We start from the raw sequence: 21,439 nt of genomic DNA, 5'->3' as shown, positions 1-21,439 counted from the left end.
TAGCATAACTTCAAAAGCACACACTAGGAGTCAAAACTCATGCCTATTGAGCTACCAGCGCTTCCCTACGCACGCGACGCGCTTGCACCAACTATTTCGGAAGAAACAATCGACTATCATTACGGCAAGCATCATCAGGCGTATGTCACTAACCTTAACAAAATGATCGAAGGCACTGATCAAGCATCAGCCTCTTTAGAGGAGATAATTCGTAACAGCGAAGGCGGCGTATTTAATAATGCAGCTCAAGTTTGGAACCACACCTTTTACTGGAATAGCTTAAGTCCTAACGGCGGAGGCGAACCTACTGGCGCTCTGGCGACGGCAATTGATTCAGCGTTTGGATCATTTGATGAGTTCAAAGCAAAATTTACAGCCAGCGCAACAGGCAACTTCGGGTCTGGTTGGACATGGCTGGTTAAGAATGGCGCTGGCGAGCTGGAAATCGTAAACACTGGCAACGCTGGAACTCCGATTACAGACGCAAGCATCACCCCACTATTAACAGTGGATGTTTGGGAACATGCATACTACGTAGATTACCGAAATGCGCGTCCAGAGTACCTCAAAAATTTCTGGGAACTCGCCAATTGGGAATTTGCATCAGCTAACTATGCATAAACCATAGAGAACTCGAGCCCTGTCGAGCTCGGGGAAGAAATGTAAAGCCGATGCATTAACGCATCGGCTTTTTTATTCACTTTTTTTATTCAGCTTGGATCAAGACTAAGATGGCCAGAAATCAACAAACACTTAACCGCTAAACCAATTAAAACCCTCCCCCAGTTTTAAAGCCCCCCCCACGATTCGAAGATCTCGGAAATTGAAAACCGCCCCCGCTTCGTCGAGGCTTTGGGATATGCCAGCTTGAACCACGACGCTGACGACGACGCCGTTGACCGCCGCCCCCTAAAATATCGCCAATATCGATAGCCCCATCGCCAAGCACATCGGCCAAATCACCCAGACCTCCGCTGCCGAAGTCTGGGGACGACCCGACATTACGGTATCGTTGATTACGTTTAATGGTACCCCATAAATCAGCACCAGAAATTACGCCTTGAATGAACTGACTTAACACGCTGGAAATCAACGCCTCATTGGAAAAACCGGATCTAACGTCGTCGAATCGAGAGTTTTTAAATTGATGCCGAACACTTTCTAGTTCTCGCAAGCGATTAATTTGTCCATCATGCAGCCTTCGCATCCCTGACATATCGCCCTTCAATGACGCCAATGAATCTTCCAATTCTTGCAGCTCAACAACCAACTTATCATCAACAGGTGAATGGGTTTGCCGGACATAGCGATGAATGCTATCGAGATTTTGATGTTCTAGAGCTGAAGAAATTCGATTCAATGATTTGCGAATATACTCATCCGCTCCCGACGTGTAAGCAGCTCTTTCAGACAACATCTGATTTAGCTCAACCTCAGCCTGCTCAATTGAATCATCTTGAGCATCCAGCTGACGACGAAGCATTTCAAGATTATCTTCCAGCACTTGAGCACCTGCATTATCGAGCGCATCCTTTTCGAGTTGCTGTAACAACATCATTTCACGATCTGCAACATCGCCAACCCTATCGGCATGCTCAACCAACCTTTTAGGGATTTCTTGCAGGTTCCAATAGTTGACTCTTGCCGGTTCATACTTAATGAGCTTGGCTATCCACCCGTCCATAAAACGAGAAAACAACCCAGCTTCATAATCACTTGTCCCATATGAACGATCCCATAAATACATAAAAAGAGCATCATTCTGATATGGTTTAGACTTCTCCGCCATATCACTTGATGCAATCTCGACCTTACGTTCGGCTTCTTCCGAAATAGCTTCGGCTGCTTGCGTTGCGCTAAATTGGTCAACGTAGGCTACGCTTAGCTTTAGTTCAGCCTGAACCTTTGATTCCACGCTCACTAGCTTATCTGAAGCCGCATTACATTCCTGCAATACCTTTTCTCGCTGCCCCTCTTCTTGCTCGATTTTTACGTTTAGCGCAGCAATAGCCGACTCGAGCTTGTCAACCGCAATATCTCGTAATCCAAGTAACTCTATAACCTGCGCGTCAGCCGAGTTGAACTCCGTTTCTAATTCACCACTCTCAATCTCAGACAACCTAACCTTAGCTATTTGATTAAGCAAATCTAAGCGACGCCTTTGCCCCATGGCCACCTGCCCAGATATTCGACTTAACTGTTGGTCTAGCCTTACCGCTTCTCCACGCACCGTTTGTAACGAGCGATCAATGTTCTTTAGCGCTTTTCTCCCTGATAACATGACTACCACTCCGTTATTGTGGCGCCGGTTGTCGGCACACTAAACTCGGGCTTTAAATACCCCGTTCGTTTTGTGCCAACTCTATTCGCTTGAATAATTCCATCATCCTTTTTATCCGATGCAATTTTGTAAAAAGTCTCTTCACTCACACGCAAACCCCACAGCTTCTTACGAGTAGCTTTGTTAGTTTCTTCACTGGTAATGGACAACTCAACAATTCGGTTATTTTGATCAATTGCCTCTACAATCAAATAGTAGTTACGAGCCTTTGTGTTGCCTGGCGGCACTCTCCAAACACCGGAACTTTGATTCGAGCGAGATATTACCCGGACAGTATATTCTTTTAAGAGATGATCTCGCAGATCATGCAGAGCAGTGAGATGAGTCTGCGCTTCTTCAAGTTCGTTTTCCTGTAAGGCGATTCTCGCCTGGTCAGCGATACGCTCAGCTTGAGAATAGATGCCTGGCACTTTTGCTCGTTGCTGAACTTGAGTTAGCACCTTACTCAATTGCGTCGGCAACTCGTCTCTAAAACGATTTTCTGGTAAGACCTCCAATACAAAATAAATTGCCCAAAGCACACCAGCGAAGACACTAAGTAAGCCGAGCGGCCGCCCCCATCGCCTGCGACTGATCCAGATTTGAGCAATCTTAGTACGCCAAGACCGCTCAACCGGTGAGTAACTAAACCGCTCCTCTTCTAATGCCTGAATGCCTTCTAATAAAACATGCTCTGGTACCTCAATACCTTGGGCTTGATACATGTCTTTCAACCGCGATAATAAGCGTTCACGCCTAGCCTCGCCATCGAGTTCTCTCTCAGCGACGCCTTGCTGATGACGTAATGTATCTACGACATCCATGGCCACCATTAAGTCCTCAAGAGGAGCCTTTTGCACTTCCGTCATCCTTAAACCCTATTGTCGAGCCGAAACCAAGTCCGAGTTAGAAGTTAGCGGGCAGAGGCAATGAACCGCCACGTTCAATTATTTTAGCCATACGCTGCTTACCATCTTCAACAGACACGCGTATTTCATCAGCGTTCTTTGTCGACAAAACGCGCATCTCATCAATAATTTCTCTAGAGCGCTCCTGAAAATTAACCACCGAATCAACGAGTTTTTTGACCGCATCAGCCCGAATAGTTGGTCCGTATCCAGCTCTAACCGCGGCCTCCTGTACTTTACCTCCTATGTCAGCCAAATCTTCCAGACTTTTAGAAACACCCTCTTTCATAGCCTCTAAGGTTTGAGTACTTTCATGCAAACCAAACAAACCGGTAAAAGAAGCGGTAAGCGCTGTCAATACGGATTCATTCGTTCCGAAGAAGGTAATTGCCTGCTTATAAACTCGCTCTTTAGCGCTGTTAGTTTGCATTAGCCGCGCCATAATGACTTCCGAGGTGTTATAACTCACGGTTAAATTATCAGATATATCCTTAGCTACTTGGTAACGATCCTCAGAAAATTGCAACATTCGCATCGACTCATCTCTCGCCAACTCCAACTTTGCTCGTTCAGCCAAATCTTCACCTTGATAGGCCGCCACCGTATCGTTTGATTGCTTCAATGCGCCTTTTGATTCGTTCCATAAGCCTTCTGCGGACTTTAAAATATCAAGTGCAAATATCTCAGATTGTTTAATCGCTCCGCGAAAATCTTGGTAGGCTTCCAAAATAACTCGTTCACGCTCAATTTGATCACGTGAGTCTTCAGCAACCTCTAAGTAAGTTTCCTTAATTTTATCGAAACGGCCCGCGATGTCACCGCGCGTTACCTTCATCCATACATTTGAGATACGTTCAAATGTATCAACTTTTCCATCTTCAACCTGATCCACCATGCGCTTAGCGTCATCACGTATCGAGTTAAATGACTCAGTAATCACTTCGTAACGCTCACCCACTCGCATTTCCGACACCTGCTCGCGAACAATATCGTTAAATACCGATGCTTGAGTTAGAGTTCTAGCAATCGCAACGACTTTTGGTTCATCTAAGTCAGTCAATTTCTGCAAAAGCGACACGACGGGAGCTTCATCCACTTTATCAGGCATCAAACCTAAATCTCGTATCTGTGAAAGCGCCTTATCTAGGTAATGAAAAGTGGTGGCCATGTATTCCCCGTTCTTGAATGTTGATTTGAATGAAGCTAGGTTAAATCTAAATTTGAGAACTATGCAGTCGTAAGCATTGTGCTCAACTTCAACGTGTGAACAACTGTAACCAAGCCAGCGAGTTTTATCAACCAAGCGTCGCCAGTCCCTTTTTGATTTAGCTCTTGTTAACAATCGGGTATAGTCACCGCCAAGTCGCAGGTTCTATTGAGAATCGCCCAAATAATATGTTTATCCACACAAGCTGTGGATAACTTTGTGTACAACTATCCTGAGGCATTGTAAATTCAACTCCGGAGGCAAATTGCTTATTTTTTAGGCGCTTTTTATTTCAAAGCAATATCAAACACTTAGCGTTTAATACCTTAACCAAGGGCGTAAACACTGGTTTGTTTTACTCGATACAGGACAACTGTGTACAACTCTGAATTACGTACCAGAAAAACGACTCATTTTATTGAAGACCAGCGATCCAAAACCTACATTGAAAAACCTTCCAGATAGGATACTTGCATGAAACGTATCGGATTAATTAAACGCCTGCTCGTGATAATTTACGATGGCCTATTATTGTTCAGCATTTTGTTTTTCACATCAGCTCTCTGGATGTTACTTTTCAACTTAGTTGCCCCAGATAGCTTTTATGTTGATGTCAGTCAACTTCAGGCTCATAAGCTCGCCTCATTTACCAATCAAGCAAAGGCAATCTCATTTAGTCTTGTTGCAATTAATGTTGTCGTTGTCAGTTTTTTCTTCTACGGGTGGTTTTGGACTCACGGCGGCCAAACACTAGGAATGAGGGCATGGAAATTGTATCTGACAAAGCCTGATGGAAAGTTCATCGATTGGCCTCTCGCGGCAAAACGCTACCTTTTAGCCTTAGTGTCTTGGGGATGCGGTGGCTTAGGGTTCATCTGGGTGCTAGTGCACCCACAAAAAAAGGCATGGCATGACTCGCTCACCAACACTCAAATCATTTTCCACCAAGGCGAATCTAACAATAAGCCCTAACTCAGCTCCCGATGCATAGAGCGAATGCCAGCCATTTAAACTAGCTGTGCTGCAAACTTTCGTTGCAATACAGCTAGATAATTCGCCGAATTAGGATTATCGACAACAAACTCACAATGAGCGTTGGCAGAGCGGCTCCAAGCATAGGTGGAATACTAAACAGAGCTACGAAATACCCAAATGCTTTATTCATAATGAAGAAACTCAAGCCGATCATGATTCCGAAAAACAAGCTGCGTCCTAAATTACCCGAACGTGACTCTTTGAACACAAATGGAACGGCGAGTATTAACATCACGATGGTAGCGAAAGGCGTAATTACCTTAGACCAAAACACCAATTCGTAGCTTCGAGTGTCCTGCTTGTTTGAGCCAAGATGGTCGATATACTTGTCGAGCTGCCACAGAGACAACTGTTCTGGATCAATTTGAAAAACACGCAAAATGTTTGGGTCTACGCCAGTGGTCCAATACGCCGCACTGACTTCATCAGCGGCTGAGCTATTGTCATCAATCATGGTGCGACTCAAGCCTTTTAATAACCAACGTCGTTTATCCAGCTGATACTCACCCTCTTCGGCGGTAGACAAAAATCGTAAAAAGTTTCTTTCGTCAAATTCGAATATTTTGATATTCAACAGCGTAAGGTTAGGTAACACTTCACCAATATTGACGTATGTATTTTCATCACGCATCCACACGCCAAAGTCATCTTTCTGCCGGATGTTAGATTGAATCGCCCCCAACTTAACCTGCTCGGCTTTAGTTTGTGTGTACGGAGAGACCACTTCCCCCAAAATCATCGCGACAAAAGCCATGATAATTCCTACCTTAACGACTGACAGCACAATCCGCAGTATAGAGACACCCGCGGCTCGCATAACGATCAACTCTGAATCGCGCGCAAGCGTCGACAACCCCAGAATAGATCCAATAAGCGCAGCCATCGGAAATACTTCGTACAAGGTTTTGGGGATTAACAATAAAACATATTGAAAGACTTCAAGAATCCCATACGATCCTTTATCCAAATTGCTAAGCTCGTCAATAAAGCTTACAAACGTAAAAAGCCCAAGCAATACCATAATCGTCACAACGATGTGGCGAACTAATATTTTTCCTATGTAAAAGTCTAGAATCCGCACGCTAAGCCACCGCTCCGACATTCTTCTTAGGCAACTTTATACTCGGCAACATAGGGAGATTGTAATTTCGTCGGTACAAGCAGTAGCAGGCCAATAGAAAATACACTCCATGCACTATCCAAATAGGCATGCCATCATCTGACAGTCCCTTCCTAATGAGAGCAACGGTGTACCCGATCAATTGAAAATAAGTAAGAAAAACAGCAAAGGCCATCACCATGCCCGATGATTTTCCTTTGCGCGAATCAACATGGCAAAGAGCTAAGGCAAACAAGGCAAGAACAGGCAATGTGAATACTTTTGCGATGCGCCAGTACCATTCGCTGCGGAGTCTAGGGTCTGACGATTCTCGAACATCAGTGTTACTCAATGCTCGGATTGGATAACTTAGTTTTTTTCTTGTTTTCGGCTCAATTCTCAGCGCATAAGTTTCAAAATCAACAACGCGGTAATCAGGCGACCCTGGATTCCCTTCATAACGCGAGCCATTTTTTAACACCAAAAATTGATCCTGTGTTTTCTCATCTTCGGTTCGGTATGCGGTTTTCGAGACCACCACTCCTTCTCGCTCGAATGAGGCGCGGTAAACAAATACATTTTCATAATTACCGCTTTCTCGGTTATATCCTTGAACAAAGTAGACGCCATTACCGTCTTTACCTTCCACAAACCGGCCCGTAATCACGCCTGAAACTTCGCTACTTTGGCGGTATTCCTGCTCTAGGGCATAGCCCGTAGCATGGGACATCGGGGTAATGTAAAAAGAGAAAAAGACCACCACGCCAGTCAACACTAGAGACAGCAACCCTAATGGCTTAAGGAAGTGCATTATCCCGACGCCAGCACTGGCTAAGACAGCCATCTCTCGATCGGAATACCAACGATTAATGACCATAATCAATGATATAAAAAACATCAGTGGCATCATGACATCAAGGTAACCGACCATCTTCAAGCCAACCAGACTTAATACTGCCTCTACAGGGATCTCACCTTGCGCAGCTTGGCGCAGAAACTGCATGACTCGCGTGACCAAAAATATGCTGATGATCACAAAAGTGACCGCAGCAGTCGTTCTCAAGACTTCGCTAATAAAGGATCTGTTTATTATCACAGGACGAAAATTACGATTGAGTTATAAATGATTACAGTGATTAAAACCGCATGTGTTCGTAGACCGCGCAAAGCGCTATAATCTACCCAAGCCGCGCATTGTAGCAAGCATTAGCATCGATGGGCGAAAGACTAAACAAATATATAGGAGCATTTGTAGATCACCATGAAAATTCTGATCAAAAGCAGCCTAAACCTGACACTAAAAACAGATTGTCTTGTTGTAGCCATAAAACCTGCAAAAAAATTAGGCACTCAACAAGGCGAACTAAATAGCGCTACCGGCGGCCTGATAAACCGACTACAAGACGGCGATCAGTTTAGCGCTGATAAAAGCGAGATTATTGCCGCTCCAGCTCCGGAAGGCATCGGAGCGAAGCGTTTGTTGCTTCTTGGTGTTGGCGCCGACAAAAAGCTTGACGCCGAATCAATTAAAGACGTTACATCCAAACTGGCGAAACACCTTTCTGGCACGGGGATCAGGGATGTTACATTTGAACTAAACGCGTTAATAGCAAAGAGCGACGTTGAGACGGTAGTGCGCCACCTTGTCGAATCCATTGGTGACACGGAGTACAAGTACATCATGCAGCCCAAATCTGCTCGAGGTGCCAAAGCAAGCAAGGAAATTAAGCTTACGATCAGCTGCGCAGACCGTGCTCAAGCTAACGCGGCAAAAAAAGCGGCGTCTGTTGGACAAGCCATCAGCAACGGAAAAACTCTGGCTAAGGACCTAGGCAATATGCCTGGCAATGTTTGTACGCCCACCTACCTAGCAAATCAAGCCAAGAAAATGGCTAAATCTCATGGCTTGAAAGTAAAGATACTGAACGAAAAAGAAATGGGGGAGCTCGGAATGGGTTCTCTACTTTCGGTCAGTAAAGGCAGTCGAGAACCAGCCAAGCTGATTGTTATGGAGTACAAAGGAGCAAAGAATAAGAAAGAAGCTCCTCACGCCTTGGTTGGAAAAGGGCTGACGTTTGATGCTGGAGGAATATCTCTCAAACCATCGCCCAAGATGGACGAAATGAAGTACGACATGTGCGGTGCGGCAAGCGTCTTCGGAGCGATATTGGCGGCGGCTGAACTGGAACTCCCCATTAACGTTGTCGCCGTGGTTCCTAGTTCAGAAAACCTACCCGATGGCATCGCTAACAAACCTGGCGATGTGGTCACAAGCATGTCAGGGCAAACCATTGAAATACTTAACACGGATGCAGAAGGCCGTTTAATTCTATGTGATGCTCTGACTTACACTGAACGCTTTAAGCCGCAATCGGTTATTGATATAGCCACGTTAACTGGCGCAGTTATTGTTGCACTCGGCCATCAGACCGCTGGTGTTATGGGCAATGATCAAGAATTGGTAGACGATATCTTATCAGCCGGTGAAACCAGCTTAGATCATGCCTGGCAGCTGCCGATAAAAGAAACGTATAAGAAACAACTTAAAAGTGATTTTGCAGACTTAGCTAACATTGGCGGGCCCAGTGCCGGCACCATTACGGCGGCGTGTTTTCTTTCCTACTTCACTGAAAAGTTTCGATGGGCACACTTAGACATTGCTGGGACGGCATGGGGAGGCAGCGCCGGAAAACTAGCAAGTGGCCGCGCGGTGCCCATTTTAACTCAATACTTGATGGATCGCTGTTAATCATCTCAAGGAACAAGCATGAAACAAGTAGACTTTTACTTGATAAACAATCAAGTAAATAACGCGAAGTACAAGTTAGCCAGTCGTCTGGCTAACAAACTCCAGCGCTCGGATTTGAGAGCGCTGGTGGTGACTGATTCGTCCGAGCAAACGAACACCCTTGACCAAACAATGTGGTCATTTAACGACACCAGCTTCTTAGCGCACGACGACTTGAGCGACCAAAACCCCGCTTCAAATGTTCATATCGGCGCACACAACACGGTCAGCCAAGCCGTGCTTTCCCGTGACTACGATGTACTTATTAACCTAGCTTCAGACATTCCGATGTTTAATCATCACTTTGAAAGGGTTGCCGAAATAGTTGAAGCAGATGAAAGCTCAAAATCCGCTGGCCGCGCACGCTATAAGAGCTACAAAACCGAGGGCTTCGAGATCAAAATGCATAAAATTGAGCTCTAGCCCCAAAGATCCTCTTTCGTTTTCTTTCACCAAAGATTGCTCCCAAATGGTTTCCCTCGGAGTCTTTTCATATTACCAAGGGATACTCACCCTTCGAGAGTGAGCTCGTAGTCAAATAAACACTCTTTACTGCTGCTTCACACCTCTAAACCACTTATAATCGAGGGTCGAATGTGTGCCTACCAGCATATAGAACCATAAATAACCGTAGCCGTTAGCATGTCAAACGCATTAGATAATCAATATCAACCGTCTATAATAGAACAGGCAATCTATCAATCATGGGAAGCCAATAATGCGTTTGCCGCGCGTGAAGCGGAATCCGCGTATTGCATTGTGATTCCACCACCTAACGTCACCGGCAGCCTGCATATGGGACATGCTTTTCAAGATACCGTCATGGATCTATTGACGCGTTATCATCGAATGAAAGGAGACCAAACTCTTTGGCAGGTAGGAACTGACCATGCGGGAATAGCGACTCAAATGGTGGTAGAGCGCAGGCTCGCGGCCGACAACATTTCCAGACATGATCTGGGCAGAGAAAAGTTCATAGAAAAAATTTGGGAATGGAAAGCAGAATCGGGTGGCACAATTACTCGACAGCTTCGCCGCATGGGAGCTGCCATTGATTGGAACCGAGAAAGGTTCACGATGGATGATGGTCTATCAGAAGCGGTTGAAGAAGTCTTTGTTCGCCTCTATGAAGATGGACTCATCTATCGAGGTAAGCGACTGGTAAATTGGGATCCAGTTCTTCACACAGCCGTTTCTGATTTAGAAGTCGAATCACTGGAGGAAAATGGGTCGCTCTGGCATTTGAGATACCCTCTTAGCGATGATCCGTCCTCCCATCTCATTGTCGCAACCACTCGACCAGAAACTCTTTTAGGCGATGCCGCCGTTGCGGTAAATCCAGACGATGAGCGCTACAGGCATTTGATAGGAAAAACCGTAGACCTTCCTCTCACAGGTCGAAAGATCCCGATCGTTGGGGACGAGCACGCTGACCCCGAGTTTGGCTCTGGGTGCGTTAAGATCACACCCGCTCATGATTTCAATGACTATGAGGTTGGCAAACGCCAAGGGCTTGATTTAATAAATGTGTTGGATATAAACGCCTGCATCGATCTAGATGGCTCGCCCTACCATGGAATGGATCGATTTGCTGCACGCAAAAAAATAGTTTCCGACTTAGATCAAGCCGGACTACTTGACTCAATTAAAGATCATAAGTTAATGGTTCCACGGGGTGATCGCACCGGCTCAGTGATCGAACCGTATTTAACTGATCAGTGGTATGTGAAGGTAGAGCCCTTAGCTAAAGAAGCAATCAAAGTTGTGGAAGACGGCGACATTAAATTTGTGCCCGAGAACTGGAGTAATACCTATTTCAATTGGATGAACGACATTCAAGACTGGTGCATATCACGCCAGATATGGTGGGGGCATCGAATACCAGCATGGTATGACCAACATGGGAATGTGTTCGTCGCTCGGACTGCCGAAGAAGCACAATCCAAGGCTGGACCCGACGCCATACTCGAACAAGATGAGGACGTATTAGATACTTGGTTTTCATCTGCCTTGTGGCCTTTTTCAACTCTCGGCTGGCCAGAAAAGACTCCTGAGTTCGATAAGTACTACCCAACCAATGTACTAGTAACTGGATTCGACATCATCTTTTTCTGGGTAGCACGAATGATCATGTTCGGATTAAAGTTTACCGGGCAGGTACCGTTTAAAGAGGTATACATACACGGATTAGTGAGAGACTTGGAAGGCGACAAAATGTCGAAATCCAAAGGCAACGTACTGGACCCCATTGACCTTATTGACGGCATAGAATTAGAAGCTTTGGTAGAAAAAAGAACCAAAGGCCTAATGCAACCCAAAATGGCGGCGAAGATTGAAAAACAAACTCGCAAGCAATTTCCAAACGGAATAGAGGCTTATGGAACCGACGCTTTACGGTTCACGTTTGCCAGTCAAGCAACCTTAGGCCGTGACATAAGATTCGACCTAACACGTGTCGAAAGCTACCGTAATTTTTGCAACAAACTTTGGAATGCTTCACGCTATGTTCTTATGAACACAGAAGGCAAAGATTGCGGTCAAGTCGAAGCAACAGTCAAACTGAGTTTAGCCGACAAATGGATCATCTCTCGATTACAACAGGTTGAAAAAGAGGCCGTAGAACAAATTGAAAATTATCGTTTTGATCAGCTAGCGCAATCACTTTATAGCTTTGTCTGGGATGAATATTGCAGTTGGTATGTTGAGCTTACTAAAATCGTGCTGAATGATGAAAATGCTACTGATGCGCAACTTCGCGGCACACGACGTACGCTGGTTCGGGTTCTAGAAAGTACGTTGCGTTTACTGCACCCGATCATGCCATTCATCACTGAAGCTCTGTGGCAGGAGGTTAAGCCTTTAGCCGCTGTTGAAGGGGATACGATAATGAACTGCGTTTACCCTTTATATGATGAAAGCAAAATTGACCAACAAGCAATCGAGGACATGACGTGGGTTCAGTCCGTGATCACCAGCGTAAGAAACATTCGTGGAGAAATGAACATCAGTCCGGGTAAGGCTCTGCCGATACTTGTTCAGGGTGCCAGCCCAAAAGAGGCTTCAAATATAGAACTCCACAGCGATTATCTAACCAAGTTTGGCCGCTTTGAGTCTATGTCTATGTTAACAGATTCTGATCAAGCCCCCGAGTCAGCCACGGCGCTGGTTGGGGATATGCGACTGCTTATCCCTCTCGGCTCATTCATCGACGCAAATGCAGAGATATCTCGATTATCAAAAGAGCTGGAGAAGGCTGAGCGTGACATAGCGGGTGTTTCCGGCCGCTTAAGTAACAAAGCGTTTGTCGATAAAGCGCCTGAAGCAGTTATTGCTAAGGCCCAACAACAACTTGATGACGCTGAGTCGGCTAAGTTCACATTGCTAGAGCAAATAGAGCGAATGCAAGCCTTTTTAGAAAACGACTGAATGATGATTGACAAGAACCACTCATTTAACCGACACTCGAATGATGCTTAAATTAATCACACAATCATCAGCTCTAAACAGCCGAATTGGCGTTGAGATCAAACCCACTTGGGTTAGCAAGCTCTGCGTGCGCACGATGGTTATTTGCCGCCCGCCTCCTTGCGCGTTTTGATTTTAAGCTACAACTTTTTTGAAAAACCGCAAACCAAATTGGAATGCGGTTTTTTTTTGTTCTCAGTACACTCATCACATCAATTAGGAACTCACAGAATGAACTTTGAAAAGCTTAGCATCCCTCTCGCCTTCCTAACGGTGCTGCTTGTGTGGACAACGACGCCACTCGCCATACAGTGGAGTTCAGAAGGGGCCCCCATGACCAGCGCGTTCTACCGAATGACAATTGGCATGGTTTTCTGCGTGACCGTCATGTTAATTACGCAAGGGAGGCTTCCTTTATCAAGAGAAAGCCGCCGCATCTATTTGGTCGGCGGAATATCCATCTTTTTAGGAACGGCGCTGTTCTATTCTTCGGCGCAGCTCATACCCAGCGGTTGGGTGGCGGTTGTTTTCGGACTATCTCCACTGATTACAGGTGTCTTCTCTGCCATCGTTGAACCCGAGGCAAAATTAACTCCATCTAGAGTGTTTGGTCTATTGTTGGGCTTATCTGGGCTAGCTTTGGTGTTTTCAGCGGGCTTACGTTTTGAGGATGCATCGATACTTGGTCTGGCCTATTCCGCCGTGGCGGTAACCATAACCTCTGCCGCGTCGGTGTATTCACGTCAGTTAGTAAAAGATCAATCCATTACTGGTCTGCAGATTACAGCCGGCAGCCTAATTGTCGCCCTGCCGCTTTTTATGGTCACGGCATACCTCGTAAAGCCAGGGCTGTCTGCCACATTCTCTAGTTCTGCTGCCTATGGGGTACTCTACCTAGGTCTAATGGGGAGCGGTGTAGGTTTTACGCTCTACTATTTTTTACTTAAGCGAGTAAGCGCCAGTAAAATATCGCTGGTAGGCTTAGTGACACCAATTACGGCGCTGACGTTAGGTGCCGTCCTAAACAATGAGCCCGTTATTGCAAATGTTTATTATGGGGCTATATTGGTTTGCACTGGGCTTATATTCTATGAATTCAAGCCAAGATTAGGACTTCGCAGAATGTAAGTCACTTGGAACTATACATTTATCCTCATGCCAAATAAATTACTGATCATTGCTCACTGCCCGTCGCCAAATACCCAGTTGATGGCGAACGGCATACTGGAGGGCGCCAGGTCCATCGCCGAAAGCGAGCGTTCCGCTGTACTTAAGTCACCCTTTGCGTGTCACGCTGAAGATGTACTCCAAGCAAGCGCAGTAATATTATTTACAACCGAGAATTTTGGCTACATGAATGGCGCCCTGAAAGATTTGTTTGAGAGAATCTACTATCCTTGCCTTGAGGATCAAAACCGAAACCAAGCTAAGCCATATTCCTTAATCATTAAAGCAGGAATGGACGGCACCGGTGCGGATACCTCAGTTAACAAAATAGTCACGGGACTAAAGTGGCGAAAGATTCAGGAGACATTACTTTGCAAAGGCGATTTTAACGATGCCTTCGTGAGCGATTGCCGCACCATGGGAAAAACGATGCAAGCCATGGTCGACTCTCAATTGATTTAAAATCGTTACCCACCAATACACAAAAATACCGTTACACCATGTCAAAACACATCACAGATAAAAAAACACAGATTGAAGCAGACGTTTTTAGAAAACTCCTTGCTCATTTGGACAACCACAAAGAAGTACAAAATATTGACTTGATGATTTTGGCCGACTTTTGTCGAAATTGTCTCGCCAAATGGTACTCCGCCAGTGCGCAAGATCATGGAGAATCCGTAGATCTTGAACAAGCACGAGAAATAGTTTACGGAATGCCCTATTCAGAATGGAAAGAAAACCACCAAACCAAAGCGACTGACGAACAACTCGCTGCCCTAGAGGCAAGAAAGTGAACGCGCCGCATCAGTCAACCATCTAATTTGCCAGGAGCGAAGGCCAGTTCTCATCAGCCGTTTTGATATACTCAGTTTTATCTTTAAGCCATTTAGAGTTAATAGATTTACTGTAGTTGAGGTACAACTTACCGCCTTCTATGGTAAACAGCTCTGGTTTGATCGAGGCCGTTTGGTTTTGTGAAACCGCATACGCGCAGTAGCCGCCATATTGAGGTTCATACTTTTCAGGTGCCGCTTTGAATAGGTCTAAATTTTCTTGTGAAGAAAAAAGCCAGTTGGCCCCCTTATACTTGTGGGAATATTCAGCGCTTCCTTCGACTGGTTTTCCTTCCGTAAAATACGCAACCGTGTCATAGCCCTTGATAGCGTCATTAGAGAAAAAAGAGGTATAAATCGGCTCTATCGCAAAAGAGGCAAAGCTAACGGTGAAGCTGAGTACAGCAAGTAGACTACCGACTATTTTTTTCATGATGTATCTCCGGTTTATGCGCTGGCGGATCTAATGTAGAAACCCCAACTATTTATCTAGGCAGCTTCATTCCCCTCGCACCAATGCATCAAGGCGATCAGCAACCAGTTTTTGACAGTGCTGGGCACACTCTTTACGAGTTTCAAACTCGTCTAAATAACAGACCGGATGAAAATGAATTTTCGCGCTAACCTTTTTTCTTGGCATCAGGCCTAAAAAGTGCGGCAGAAACGGCATTCTCGCATACCACGCATAATGGTCTCGTGTTTGTTGGTCTACAATCAGCTCTCCATCATAGTGAGTATATGCCACCGTCACAGGCTGAATGGCGACACGAGGACCATCAGGTAAATTTGCCGATTCCAATAATGTAGACTTGAAAGGTTCTACATGCGTACCATTAGTACTTGTTCCTTCGGGAAAGAGAGTCAAACTATTCGATTGCTCTAAGTGGTTTTGTAATACTTTGAGCTGTTGTTTTGCGCGTCCGGCTTTACGTTCGATAAACAAGGTATTCTGGAACTGCGCTAGTGTTCCCAAGACTGGCCAAGAAGCTACTTCAGCCTTAGCGATAAAGTAGGCCGGAAGTTGTCCGAGAACAAATATATCAACATAGGACACATGATTACTCAGATAAAGAGTTGGGCGGCGTTCACTCATACTGCCAGAACAGCTCACTTGTATACCCAGGATCTTACATACGCCCGCATGAAATACATGCGGCAACTGAGTGTATTTAGGAACTCGTACTAGACGAGCCACCATATAAATGAGCGGCATCGTAACTATCCACAAGACTATGAGGACAATGCGAATAAATCCGATAAAGTAATTATTTTTATTAGGCATGTTCAACTTCAGAATCAAATGCTCTGACCAAAACAGAAAGAGAAGATCGCGCTGCTGTAGAATACATGACTGTCGCAGAACCGTGAATTAACTTCTCGACTTTAACTGTACGCGCCCTGTTGTTACACGAATTACAAATCACACATTGCTGCCGTAAACAGTCGAGTTAATGGTCAATCGATTTGTTTACTAACGCATGGTTAGTACCAAACATTTCCTGAGCATCAACGTAAATGGCGACAAAGGTGGTATTAAAAATAGGATCAATAATGGCATGCTCACTAATTTTGGCACCAATTTTTAAGTAACCTCGTAACATGGTTGGTACCTTACCGCGTTCTTTACCTTTGCCGGGCTGCTTGCGAAAATCGGCTATATTGACACTATCAACCTGGATCTTAGGTTTTGGCATAAGCGCCTCAGAAGCTAGGTGCTTATCGTACAAATACGACAATATTTCTGTATGCTGTTGATAATCAACACCTTTAAAGCTCGCACACCCGAACAAGACTTCGTACTGATTATGCTCAATGAATTGCATCGTAAACTTCCAAATAAGCATCAGGATTGCGCCACCTCGTCCTTCTGGAGAAACACAGGCACGGCTTAGCTCCAATACCTTACCGTAGTTGTTTCGCAGCCCAGTCAAGTCAAACGCGTGTTCAGTGTAAAACTCTTGTCCACCGACTAGCGCTCGATTACTCACCAACCTTACGGTGCCAACGACTTTGTCTTCAGCCTTTTTATCGATAACGACGACGTGATAGGCCACATCATCCCACTCATCTTCCTCACGCTCGTTATTAAGCATTTCCGGCGTGATCTTTCCACCACTTTCTCTAAACAATACTTCGTAGCGAAGTTTCTGTGCCGCGCGAATTTCCTTCTCAGTCTGGGCCAATCTAACGTCATACCGTCCAGCAGACATACTGCCAGCGATAAGCTTCGTCATTTGTTTAAATACTTTTGGATTTATAGCCATAATAAGAACCGCGCATCAATACGTAGATCAAAATAATTGAGGGATTAAAACAAACCTAGGTTACAAACGTGAGACACATTAGACATCACGTTTTAGGCACCTATGAGGAGCAACTGACGGCTGCCAGCGACAAGGAATCCCGCGAGCGTAATGCTAACGTCATCGGTTTAGACAGAGCCACCTCACACGGCGAGCCATCGGCATAACAGAAATTCACTGAATGCCGGTCTACTTTCACATAACTGAGACTCACAGTTTGCGCGTCCTCGCGATGCATACACACGGAATCCTTTGAACGACTGGGTTCATGACTTGAGTGAAAGCGTATGTAGTCTTGCGCTGATCTTGAGTTTTCTAACCCCATTTCAGCAAACAGCTGTCTGCGCAGAGCTTTAACATTTTGAGCGTCCACCGAGGACGAAGACTTAGGTTTGGTAACATCCGACTCAATTCGCGCAGCATGCCCATCCCAGACCATCAACCGGTTCGCGCCATTCGGCTCAATAATAAACATTCGAAACGCGCGATAATCTTCTAAATTCATCCCATCAAACAATTGATCCGCTTCATGAAGCTGCAAAATACTCGAAAAACGTCTGACTATTTCCCCTCGGCTTATCCATTTCTTATACGTTTCAATTTGCTCAAATTGATAGTGATTTAGTAGGCAAACCGTCACACCATATTCATTGGTTGCAATCCAAGTTCCGCCCGCATCAGCGTCGGTAGGAGATATGTAAAGAGTCCGATCGTCTTGAAGGTCGTGTTTTTGAATGGCCGGCAAAGATGCTCGCCGTCGAGTTAGTCTCTCATCTCGATTGAAAAAGAGTTCGTAGCCGTCCTCATTAACAAACCATGTCATTGTGCACATGATGCACCTTTAACAATAGTGGGGGTCGTTTCCACACTTTTCTCATTGTGAACTCTGGTCGCTATAGCTACCCCAAAATCTTCATCAGGTTGATTTCCAAAGGCTCGGGTCATTGCACCAATAATGGCATAATGATGCACCGTATGCGATTGCAGAAACAACAACTCTCGATTCACATTCGTTTCAATGAGGCCATTGGTCTGCTCATCTTCTATAAAAAATTTCACGGGCTGACAAGGCAAAGAGTCCAGACGAAGTCCGATTAAGATATCGTCGATGGTCTTTAGCGCGTAACTTGAATCACACTCTAGAAGCTGATCTCTCTCCCGTTTATCATAACAAAATACTCCGTCAGGAAGTTGCGCTAGGAAACAGCGGTAATGCTCTAAAATATGGCGGAAGTGTGCGCCAATGGTGCTTTGAAATGCAGGCTTGAAACCTTGCGTATATTGATCAACGTTTAGAAGGCCGATAAGTTCTGCACCTTCCTCCAAGGTTTTAATGTTGCTCTTTAGCAATTGTTGATCCAATTCTGATGCGTCTATCGACAAAACAATTTCTCTATCTAAACCGCCATACTACTGGCATTTCTCTTGGGTCACTCTAACGACCTAACTGTCATTTGGGTTTATGCACTTACTGCTAAGCTTATAGACCCAGAGTAGGCACAAGCGCTTGCACGTTGCCTTAAATTAATAGAACGAAAAGCCTTTCTCAAACAAGCATTATAAATCAACCATCATCATTCGACATAAAAACAGAGGCTAATGCAATTGCCGCCGTCTCAGTCCTTAGTATATGCTGACCCACCGAGATTGAGGCGATCTCATTTTTTTCAAATTCATCGACCTCCGACTCTGAAAACCCTCCCTCCGGCCCAATCAATACCGTGACAGGCCCCTCGATATTCTTATATTCAGAAATGGAATCCCCACCTTGGTTTGCGTAATAGGCCGCAGCGGCTTGATCAAGCACTGCGGCAATTGAACTAGGGTGCGCTATTTCCGTGAACCATGGATTTTGTGATTGTTTACAAGCCTCGATCACCAACCGCTGCAATTTTTTAATCTGAGCTTCCTTAACGTTTGTTACCGAATACCGAGAAACAAGAGGAATGATTGTCGTAACCCCCAGTTGCGTAAGCATGTCCACCATCACCTTCTGTCGATCACCCTTGGGCATGGCCACTGCAATCGTGAGCCCTGGCTCAGATCTCACGTGTGAGGTTACCGATTCAACCTGAACCGTCACCAAACGCTTAGTTGTTTTGATGATTTCTGCCTGTCCTGTCAAGCCACGTCCATTAATCAAGTTGATACGCGCGCCGCTCTTTAACCGCCTAGACTGAAGCGCATGCGCACTTTCAGTCTCTGGCAGATCGACACGGACTCCATCACACTCTAGTTCGGGAAGATAAAAGCAAGGAATAGCCAAAACAGAGACCTATTTATTCAAATACACATCATAGTGCACTAGTTTGCTTGAAAATTGTTGTTCAGGTTTCTTCAATAGAGGAACCGCATAACTTGGCCTTTTTACCGCTACGCGAGTAATCCCTGCGTCTATTACTGAAGCCAGCAAGTCACTCGCATCTGAGTCCTCGCCAATCAGCCATTGCAACAATTGCATTTTCTTATTTACCGCGGCAGACTTTTTCCGTTTTGGCGGAAACATCGGGTCGACATAGGCGCAATCTATATCTTCAGTGTAGCTGGAAACGGCCGAAATAGAGTCAGCCAAAATCACAGTCGGAATCTTCAATTGAATTCCAGACCTCAATACAAACGCGTGTGCTCGAGCAAAGGCTTCATGCATCATCAGAGCCATAAGAGGATTGCGTTCAATGACGGTTACCCGATACCCTTGGGTAGCCATCAACATCGCATCTCCGCCCCAGCCTCCAGTCACATCAAGAATTACTTTAGATTTTCTTCCAAGAGCCTGATTAAACGCACCTTGCTTTGGAGCGGGGAAAGACTGAATCGAGCTAATTGTCTGAGAGTAATCCACTGCAAAACTCACCGGTTTTTTCTGGCCATCCTTAAACCACGCTAACTCAATTAGCCGATCATGATAGCCCACTCCTTGTAAACCTTCATGGACTGTCAACACCAACGAAGGCTGCCGACACTCGACAGCCTTTAAAGACGCCAGCAAAGGTTGCGCTGGAGGATAATGCTCGTAGACTTCGTTAGAAACGAATAGCTCGACTTCATTAAGCAAGTACGACTGACCTTCCTCCAACACCATTTACCTCAGAGTAAAATCAGTCTACAGAAAGTCAACGTCAACCTTAGGGCTAACGTCTGCTGAATAATCAACCCCAGCGATACCAAAGCCAAACAGTCTCATGAATTCTGATTTATACGCGCCAAAATCGGTTAACTCGTTTAAATTTTCGGACGTTACTTCAGGCCAAATCGCTTCAACTCTCGCTTGCATCTCAGGCAATAGCTCAAGCTCGTCTACCCGATACCGATTTGTATCATCCAATCTTGGGTCATCACTGTAAATACACTCTTTGTAAAGACGCCCAAGCTGTTCGATGCAGCCTTCATGAGTACCCTCAGCATTCATTTCTTTAAACAATATTGAAAGATACAAAGGCATCACAGGAATGGCCGAACTCGCTTGTGTTACAACCGCTTTAAGTACAGAGACGTGTGCGTCCACATCCAAGTCAGTGTTCAATTGAGCCGCAGTCACATCTAAGTGCTCCTTCGCCTTCCCAATACTGGCGTGACCGTATATCGGTTTTGTGAGCTTGTCTCCAATGTAGGTATAGGCCACAGTCTTGCACCCGGGCGCCAACACTCCCGCTTCACTGAGTGCGTTGATCCATAACGCCCAATCTTCACCACCCATAACTTTAACCGTATCAGCGATCTCTTGATCTGAAGCTGGATCTATCGTGACTTCACCAATTTGCTGAGTATCAGTATTAAGGTTTTTCGCTGTATAAGATTCACCGATAGGCTTTAAAACAGAAGAGTAAGTAACTCCATCCGTCGGATCAGTTCGCCTGGGCGAGGCGAGACTGTACACGACCAAATCGACCTTACCCATATCTTCTTTAATAAGCTCAATCGCCTGAGACTTAACTTCGTTAGAAAAAGCATCACCATTTATACTCTTAGAGTATAGTCCGTCTGCTTTCGCTTGAGCTTCAAATGCCGCAGAGTTGTAGAAACCTGCGGAAGCCGTACGCTTTTCGGTGGGCGGCTTTTCGAAAAACAACCCTAATGTCTTAGCACCATAGCCGTAGGCCGCTGTTATTCTGGAAGCCAAGCCGTAACCTGTTGATGCGCCGATAACCAGTACATTCTTCGGCGTTCCGGTTACGCCAGAATTTAATGTTTCTCTTTGACTCTTTATGTACTCAATCTGCTCATCAACGTTCGTTGCGCATCCTACCGGGTGGGCGTTTGTACATATGAATCCACGAACCTTCGGGTTAATAACCATTTGTCAGTATTCCT

The 21,439-nt window shown here is 45.3% G+C and carries 21 protein-coding genes; 8 read left to right on the top strand and 13 right to left on the bottom strand.

What is annotated here, in order from left to right; translation table 11 throughout:
* The first annotated feature begins 39 nt into the window (after positions 1-39).
* Positions 40-621: a superoxide dismutase gene (locus ABWW54_RS12010; protein ID WP_353412524.1), complete on the top strand. Its 582-nt coding sequence runs from the start codon at positions 40-42 to the stop codon at positions 619-621.
* 148 nt (positions 622-769) lie between these two features.
* Here the strand turns inward: ABWW54_RS12010 and ABWW54_RS12005 are convergent, their stop codons facing one another.
* Genes ABWW54_RS12005 through ABWW54_RS11995 form a run of 3 tightly spaced genes read right to left on the bottom strand, consistent with a single transcriptional unit; the run spans position 770 to position 4,396 of the window.
* Complete coding sequence (locus ABWW54_RS12005; RefSeq protein WP_353412523.1) at positions 770-2,281, bottom strand: hypothetical protein; 1,512 nt, start codon at positions 2,279-2,281, stop codon at positions 770-772.
* A gap of 2 nt (positions 2,282-2,283) precedes the next feature.
* Positions 2,284-3,189: a DUF6384 family protein gene (locus ABWW54_RS12000; protein WP_353412522.1), complete on the bottom strand. Its 906-nt coding sequence runs from the start codon at positions 3,187-3,189 to the stop codon at positions 2,284-2,286.
* A 37-nt stretch (positions 3,190-3,226) separates the two neighbouring features.
* Entirely contained in the window at positions 3,227-4,396 is a 1,170-nt protein-coding gene (locus tag ABWW54_RS11995; RefSeq protein ID WP_353412521.1) for a cell surface protein, read from the bottom strand.
* 513 nt (positions 4,397-4,909) lie between these two features.
* On the opposite strand from ABWW54_RS11995, the gene ABWW54_RS11990 reads away from it, so the two are divergent.
* Positions 4,910-5,407 carry an RDD family protein gene (locus ABWW54_RS11990; RefSeq protein ID WP_353412520.1) on the top strand — a complete coding sequence of 166 codons (498 nt, stop codon included), beginning with the start codon at positions 4,910-4,912 and terminating at the stop codon, positions 5,405-5,407.
* Positions 5,408-5,480: 73 nt separating this feature from the next.
* Here the strand turns inward: ABWW54_RS11990 and lptG are convergent, their stop codons facing one another.
* The gene (lptG, locus tag ABWW54_RS11985; protein WP_353412519.1) at positions 5,481-6,551 is read right to left on the bottom strand and encodes an LPS export ABC transporter permease LptG; all 1,071 of its coding nucleotides are present in this window, start codon (positions 6,549-6,551) and stop codon (positions 5,481-5,483) included.
* A gap of 1 nt (position 6,552) precedes the next feature.
* Entirely contained in the window at positions 6,553-7,665 is a 1,113-nt protein-coding gene (gene lptF / locus ABWW54_RS11980) for an LPS export ABC transporter permease LptF (protein ID WP_353412518.1), read from the bottom strand.
* 165 nt (positions 7,666-7,830) lie between these two features.
* On the opposite strand from lptF, the gene ABWW54_RS11975 reads away from it, so the two are divergent.
* The 6 genes from ABWW54_RS11975 to ABWW54_RS11950 all read left to right on the top strand — a co-directional run bounded on the left by ABWW54_RS11975 (position 7,831) and on the right by ABWW54_RS11950 (position 14,786).
* Entirely contained in the window at positions 7,831-9,318 is a 1,488-nt protein-coding gene (locus ABWW54_RS11975) for a leucyl aminopeptidase (RefSeq protein ID WP_353412517.1), read from the top strand.
* An 18-nt stretch (positions 9,319-9,336) separates the two neighbouring features.
* Entirely contained in the window at positions 9,337-9,780 is a 444-nt protein-coding gene (locus ABWW54_RS11970; protein WP_353412516.1) for a DNA polymerase III subunit chi, read from the top strand.
* Positions 9,781-9,999: 219 nt separating this feature from the next.
* Positions 10,000-12,783, top strand: a complete 2,784-nt coding sequence (locus ABWW54_RS11965) for a valine--tRNA ligase (RefSeq protein WP_353412514.1) — start codon at positions 10,000-10,002, stop codon at positions 12,781-12,783.
* Between the two features lie 270 nt (positions 12,784-13,053).
* Positions 13,054-13,950 (top strand): DMT family transporter, encoded by an 897-nt coding sequence (locus ABWW54_RS11960; protein WP_353412512.1) that lies wholly within the window; start codon positions 13,054-13,056, stop codon positions 13,948-13,950.
* A gap of 27 nt (positions 13,951-13,977) precedes the next feature.
* Entirely contained in the window at positions 13,978-14,451 is a 474-nt protein-coding gene (locus ABWW54_RS11955) for a flavodoxin family protein (protein WP_353412510.1), read from the top strand.
* A 38-nt stretch (positions 14,452-14,489) separates the two neighbouring features.
* On the top strand, positions 14,490-14,786 hold the full coding sequence (locus ABWW54_RS11950; protein ID WP_353412509.1) for a DUF1244 domain-containing protein: 297 nt from the start codon (positions 14,490-14,492) through the stop codon (positions 14,784-14,786).
* Between the two features lie 22 nt (positions 14,787-14,808).
* On the opposite strand, the gene ABWW54_RS11945 is transcribed toward ABWW54_RS11950, so the two are convergent.
* The 8 genes from ABWW54_RS11945 to fabV all read right to left on the bottom strand — a co-directional run bounded on the left by ABWW54_RS11945 (position 14,809) and on the right by fabV (position 21,425).
* Positions 14,809-15,258 carry a YHS domain-containing (seleno)protein gene (locus tag ABWW54_RS11945; protein ID WP_353412508.1) on the bottom strand — a complete coding sequence of 150 codons (450 nt, stop codon included), beginning with the start codon at positions 15,256-15,258 and terminating at the stop codon, positions 14,809-14,811.
* A gap of 66 nt (positions 15,259-15,324) precedes the next feature.
* Entirely contained in the window at positions 15,325-16,107 is a 783-nt protein-coding gene (locus ABWW54_RS11940) for a lysophospholipid acyltransferase family protein (RefSeq protein WP_353412507.1), read from the bottom strand.
* A gap of 166 nt (positions 16,108-16,273) precedes the next feature.
* Positions 16,274-17,089 (bottom strand): GNAT family N-acetyltransferase, encoded by an 816-nt coding sequence (locus ABWW54_RS11935; protein ID WP_353412506.1) that lies wholly within the window; start codon positions 17,087-17,089, stop codon positions 16,274-16,276.
* 100 nt (positions 17,090-17,189) lie between these two features.
* Positions 17,190-17,960 (bottom strand): NRDE family protein, encoded by a 771-nt coding sequence (locus tag ABWW54_RS11930; RefSeq protein WP_353412505.1) that lies wholly within the window; start codon positions 17,958-17,960, stop codon positions 17,190-17,192.
* Positions 17,948-18,511 carry a DinB family protein gene (locus ABWW54_RS11925; protein ID WP_353412504.1) on the bottom strand — a complete coding sequence of 188 codons (564 nt, stop codon included), beginning with the start codon at positions 18,509-18,511 and terminating at the stop codon, positions 17,948-17,950. The genes ABWW54_RS11930 and ABWW54_RS11925 overlap by 13 nt, the downstream gene beginning before the upstream one ends.
* Before the next feature lie 181 nt (positions 18,512-18,692).
* On the bottom strand, positions 18,693-19,394 hold the full coding sequence (locus tag ABWW54_RS11920; protein WP_353412502.1) for an RsmE family RNA methyltransferase: 702 nt from the start codon (positions 19,392-19,394) through the stop codon (positions 18,693-18,695).
* Positions 19,395-19,403: 9 nt separating this feature from the next.
* Positions 19,404-20,210 (bottom strand): class I SAM-dependent methyltransferase, encoded by an 807-nt coding sequence (locus ABWW54_RS11915; protein ID WP_353412500.1) that lies wholly within the window; start codon positions 20,208-20,210, stop codon positions 19,404-19,406.
* Between the two features lie 21 nt (positions 20,211-20,231).
* On the bottom strand, positions 20,232-21,425 hold the full coding sequence (gene fabV, locus ABWW54_RS11910) for an enoyl-ACP reductase FabV (protein WP_353412499.1): 1,194 nt from the start codon (positions 21,423-21,425) through the stop codon (positions 20,232-20,234).
* Positions 21,426-21,439 lie beyond the last annotated feature (14 nt).

This window comes from Arenicella sp. 4NH20-0111, from assembly GCF_040366405.1.
GTDB lineage: Bacteria > Pseudomonadota > Gammaproteobacteria > Arenicellales > Arenicellaceae > Arenicella.
This window is presented reverse-complemented; position numbering and strand designations above follow the sequence as displayed.

Excerpts from the sequence above, each read along its gene's own strand:
- ABWW54_RS11930 (WP_353412505.1), bottom strand. The coding sequence starts at position 17,960 with ATGTGCACAATGACATGGTTTGTTAATGAGGACGGCTACGAACTCTTT.
- ABWW54_RS11990 (WP_353412520.1), top strand. The coding sequence starts at position 4,910 with ATGAAACGTATCGGATTAATTAAACGCCTGCTCGTGATAATTTACGAT.
- ABWW54_RS11960 (WP_353412512.1), top strand. The coding sequence starts at position 13,054 with ATGAACTTTGAAAAGCTTAGCATCCCTCTCGCCTTCCTAACGGTGCTG.
- ABWW54_RS11915 (WP_353412500.1), bottom strand. The coding sequence starts at position 20,210 with ATGGTGTTGGAGGAAGGTCAGTCGTACTTGCTTAATGAAGTCGAGCTA.
- ABWW54_RS11995 (WP_353412521.1), bottom strand. The coding sequence starts at position 4,396 with ATGGCCACCACTTTTCATTACCTAGATAAGGCGCTTTCACAGATACGA.
- ABWW54_RS12000 (WP_353412522.1), bottom strand. The coding sequence starts at position 3,189 with ATGACGGAAGTGCAAAAGGCTCCTCTTGAGGACTTAATGGTGGCCATG.
- ABWW54_RS12005 (WP_353412523.1), bottom strand. The coding sequence starts at position 2,281 with ATGTTATCAGGGAGAAAAGCGCTAAAGAACATTGATCGCTCGTTACAA.
- ABWW54_RS11965 (WP_353412514.1), top strand. The coding sequence starts at position 10,000 with ATGTCAAACGCATTAGATAATCAATATCAACCGTCTATAATAGAACAG.
- ABWW54_RS12010 (WP_353412524.1), top strand. The coding sequence starts at position 40 with ATGCCTATTGAGCTACCAGCGCTTCCCTACGCACGCGACGCGCTTGCA.
- ABWW54_RS11950 (WP_353412509.1), top strand. The coding sequence starts at position 14,490 with ATGTCAAAACACATCACAGATAAAAAAACACAGATTGAAGCAGACGTT.
- ABWW54_RS11935 (WP_353412506.1), bottom strand. The coding sequence starts at position 17,089 with ATGGCTATAAATCCAAAAGTATTTAAACAAATGACGAAGCTTATCGCT.
- fabV (WP_353412499.1), bottom strand. The coding sequence starts at position 21,425 with ATGGTTATTAACCCGAAGGTTCGTGGATTCATATGTACAAACGCCCAC.
- ABWW54_RS11975 (WP_353412517.1), top strand. The coding sequence starts at position 7,831 with ATGAAAATTCTGATCAAAAGCAGCCTAAACCTGACACTAAAAACAGAT.
- ABWW54_RS11940 (WP_353412507.1), bottom strand. The coding sequence starts at position 16,107 with ATGCCTAATAAAAATAATTACTTTATCGGATTTATTCGCATTGTCCTC.
- ABWW54_RS11955 (WP_353412510.1), top strand. The coding sequence starts at position 13,978 with ATGCCAAATAAATTACTGATCATTGCTCACTGCCCGTCGCCAAATACC.
- ABWW54_RS11945 (WP_353412508.1), bottom strand. The coding sequence starts at position 15,258 with ATGAAAAAAATAGTCGGTAGTCTACTTGCTGTACTCAGCTTCACCGTT.
- ABWW54_RS11970 (WP_353412516.1), top strand. The coding sequence starts at position 9,337 with ATGAAACAAGTAGACTTTTACTTGATAAACAATCAAGTAAATAACGCG.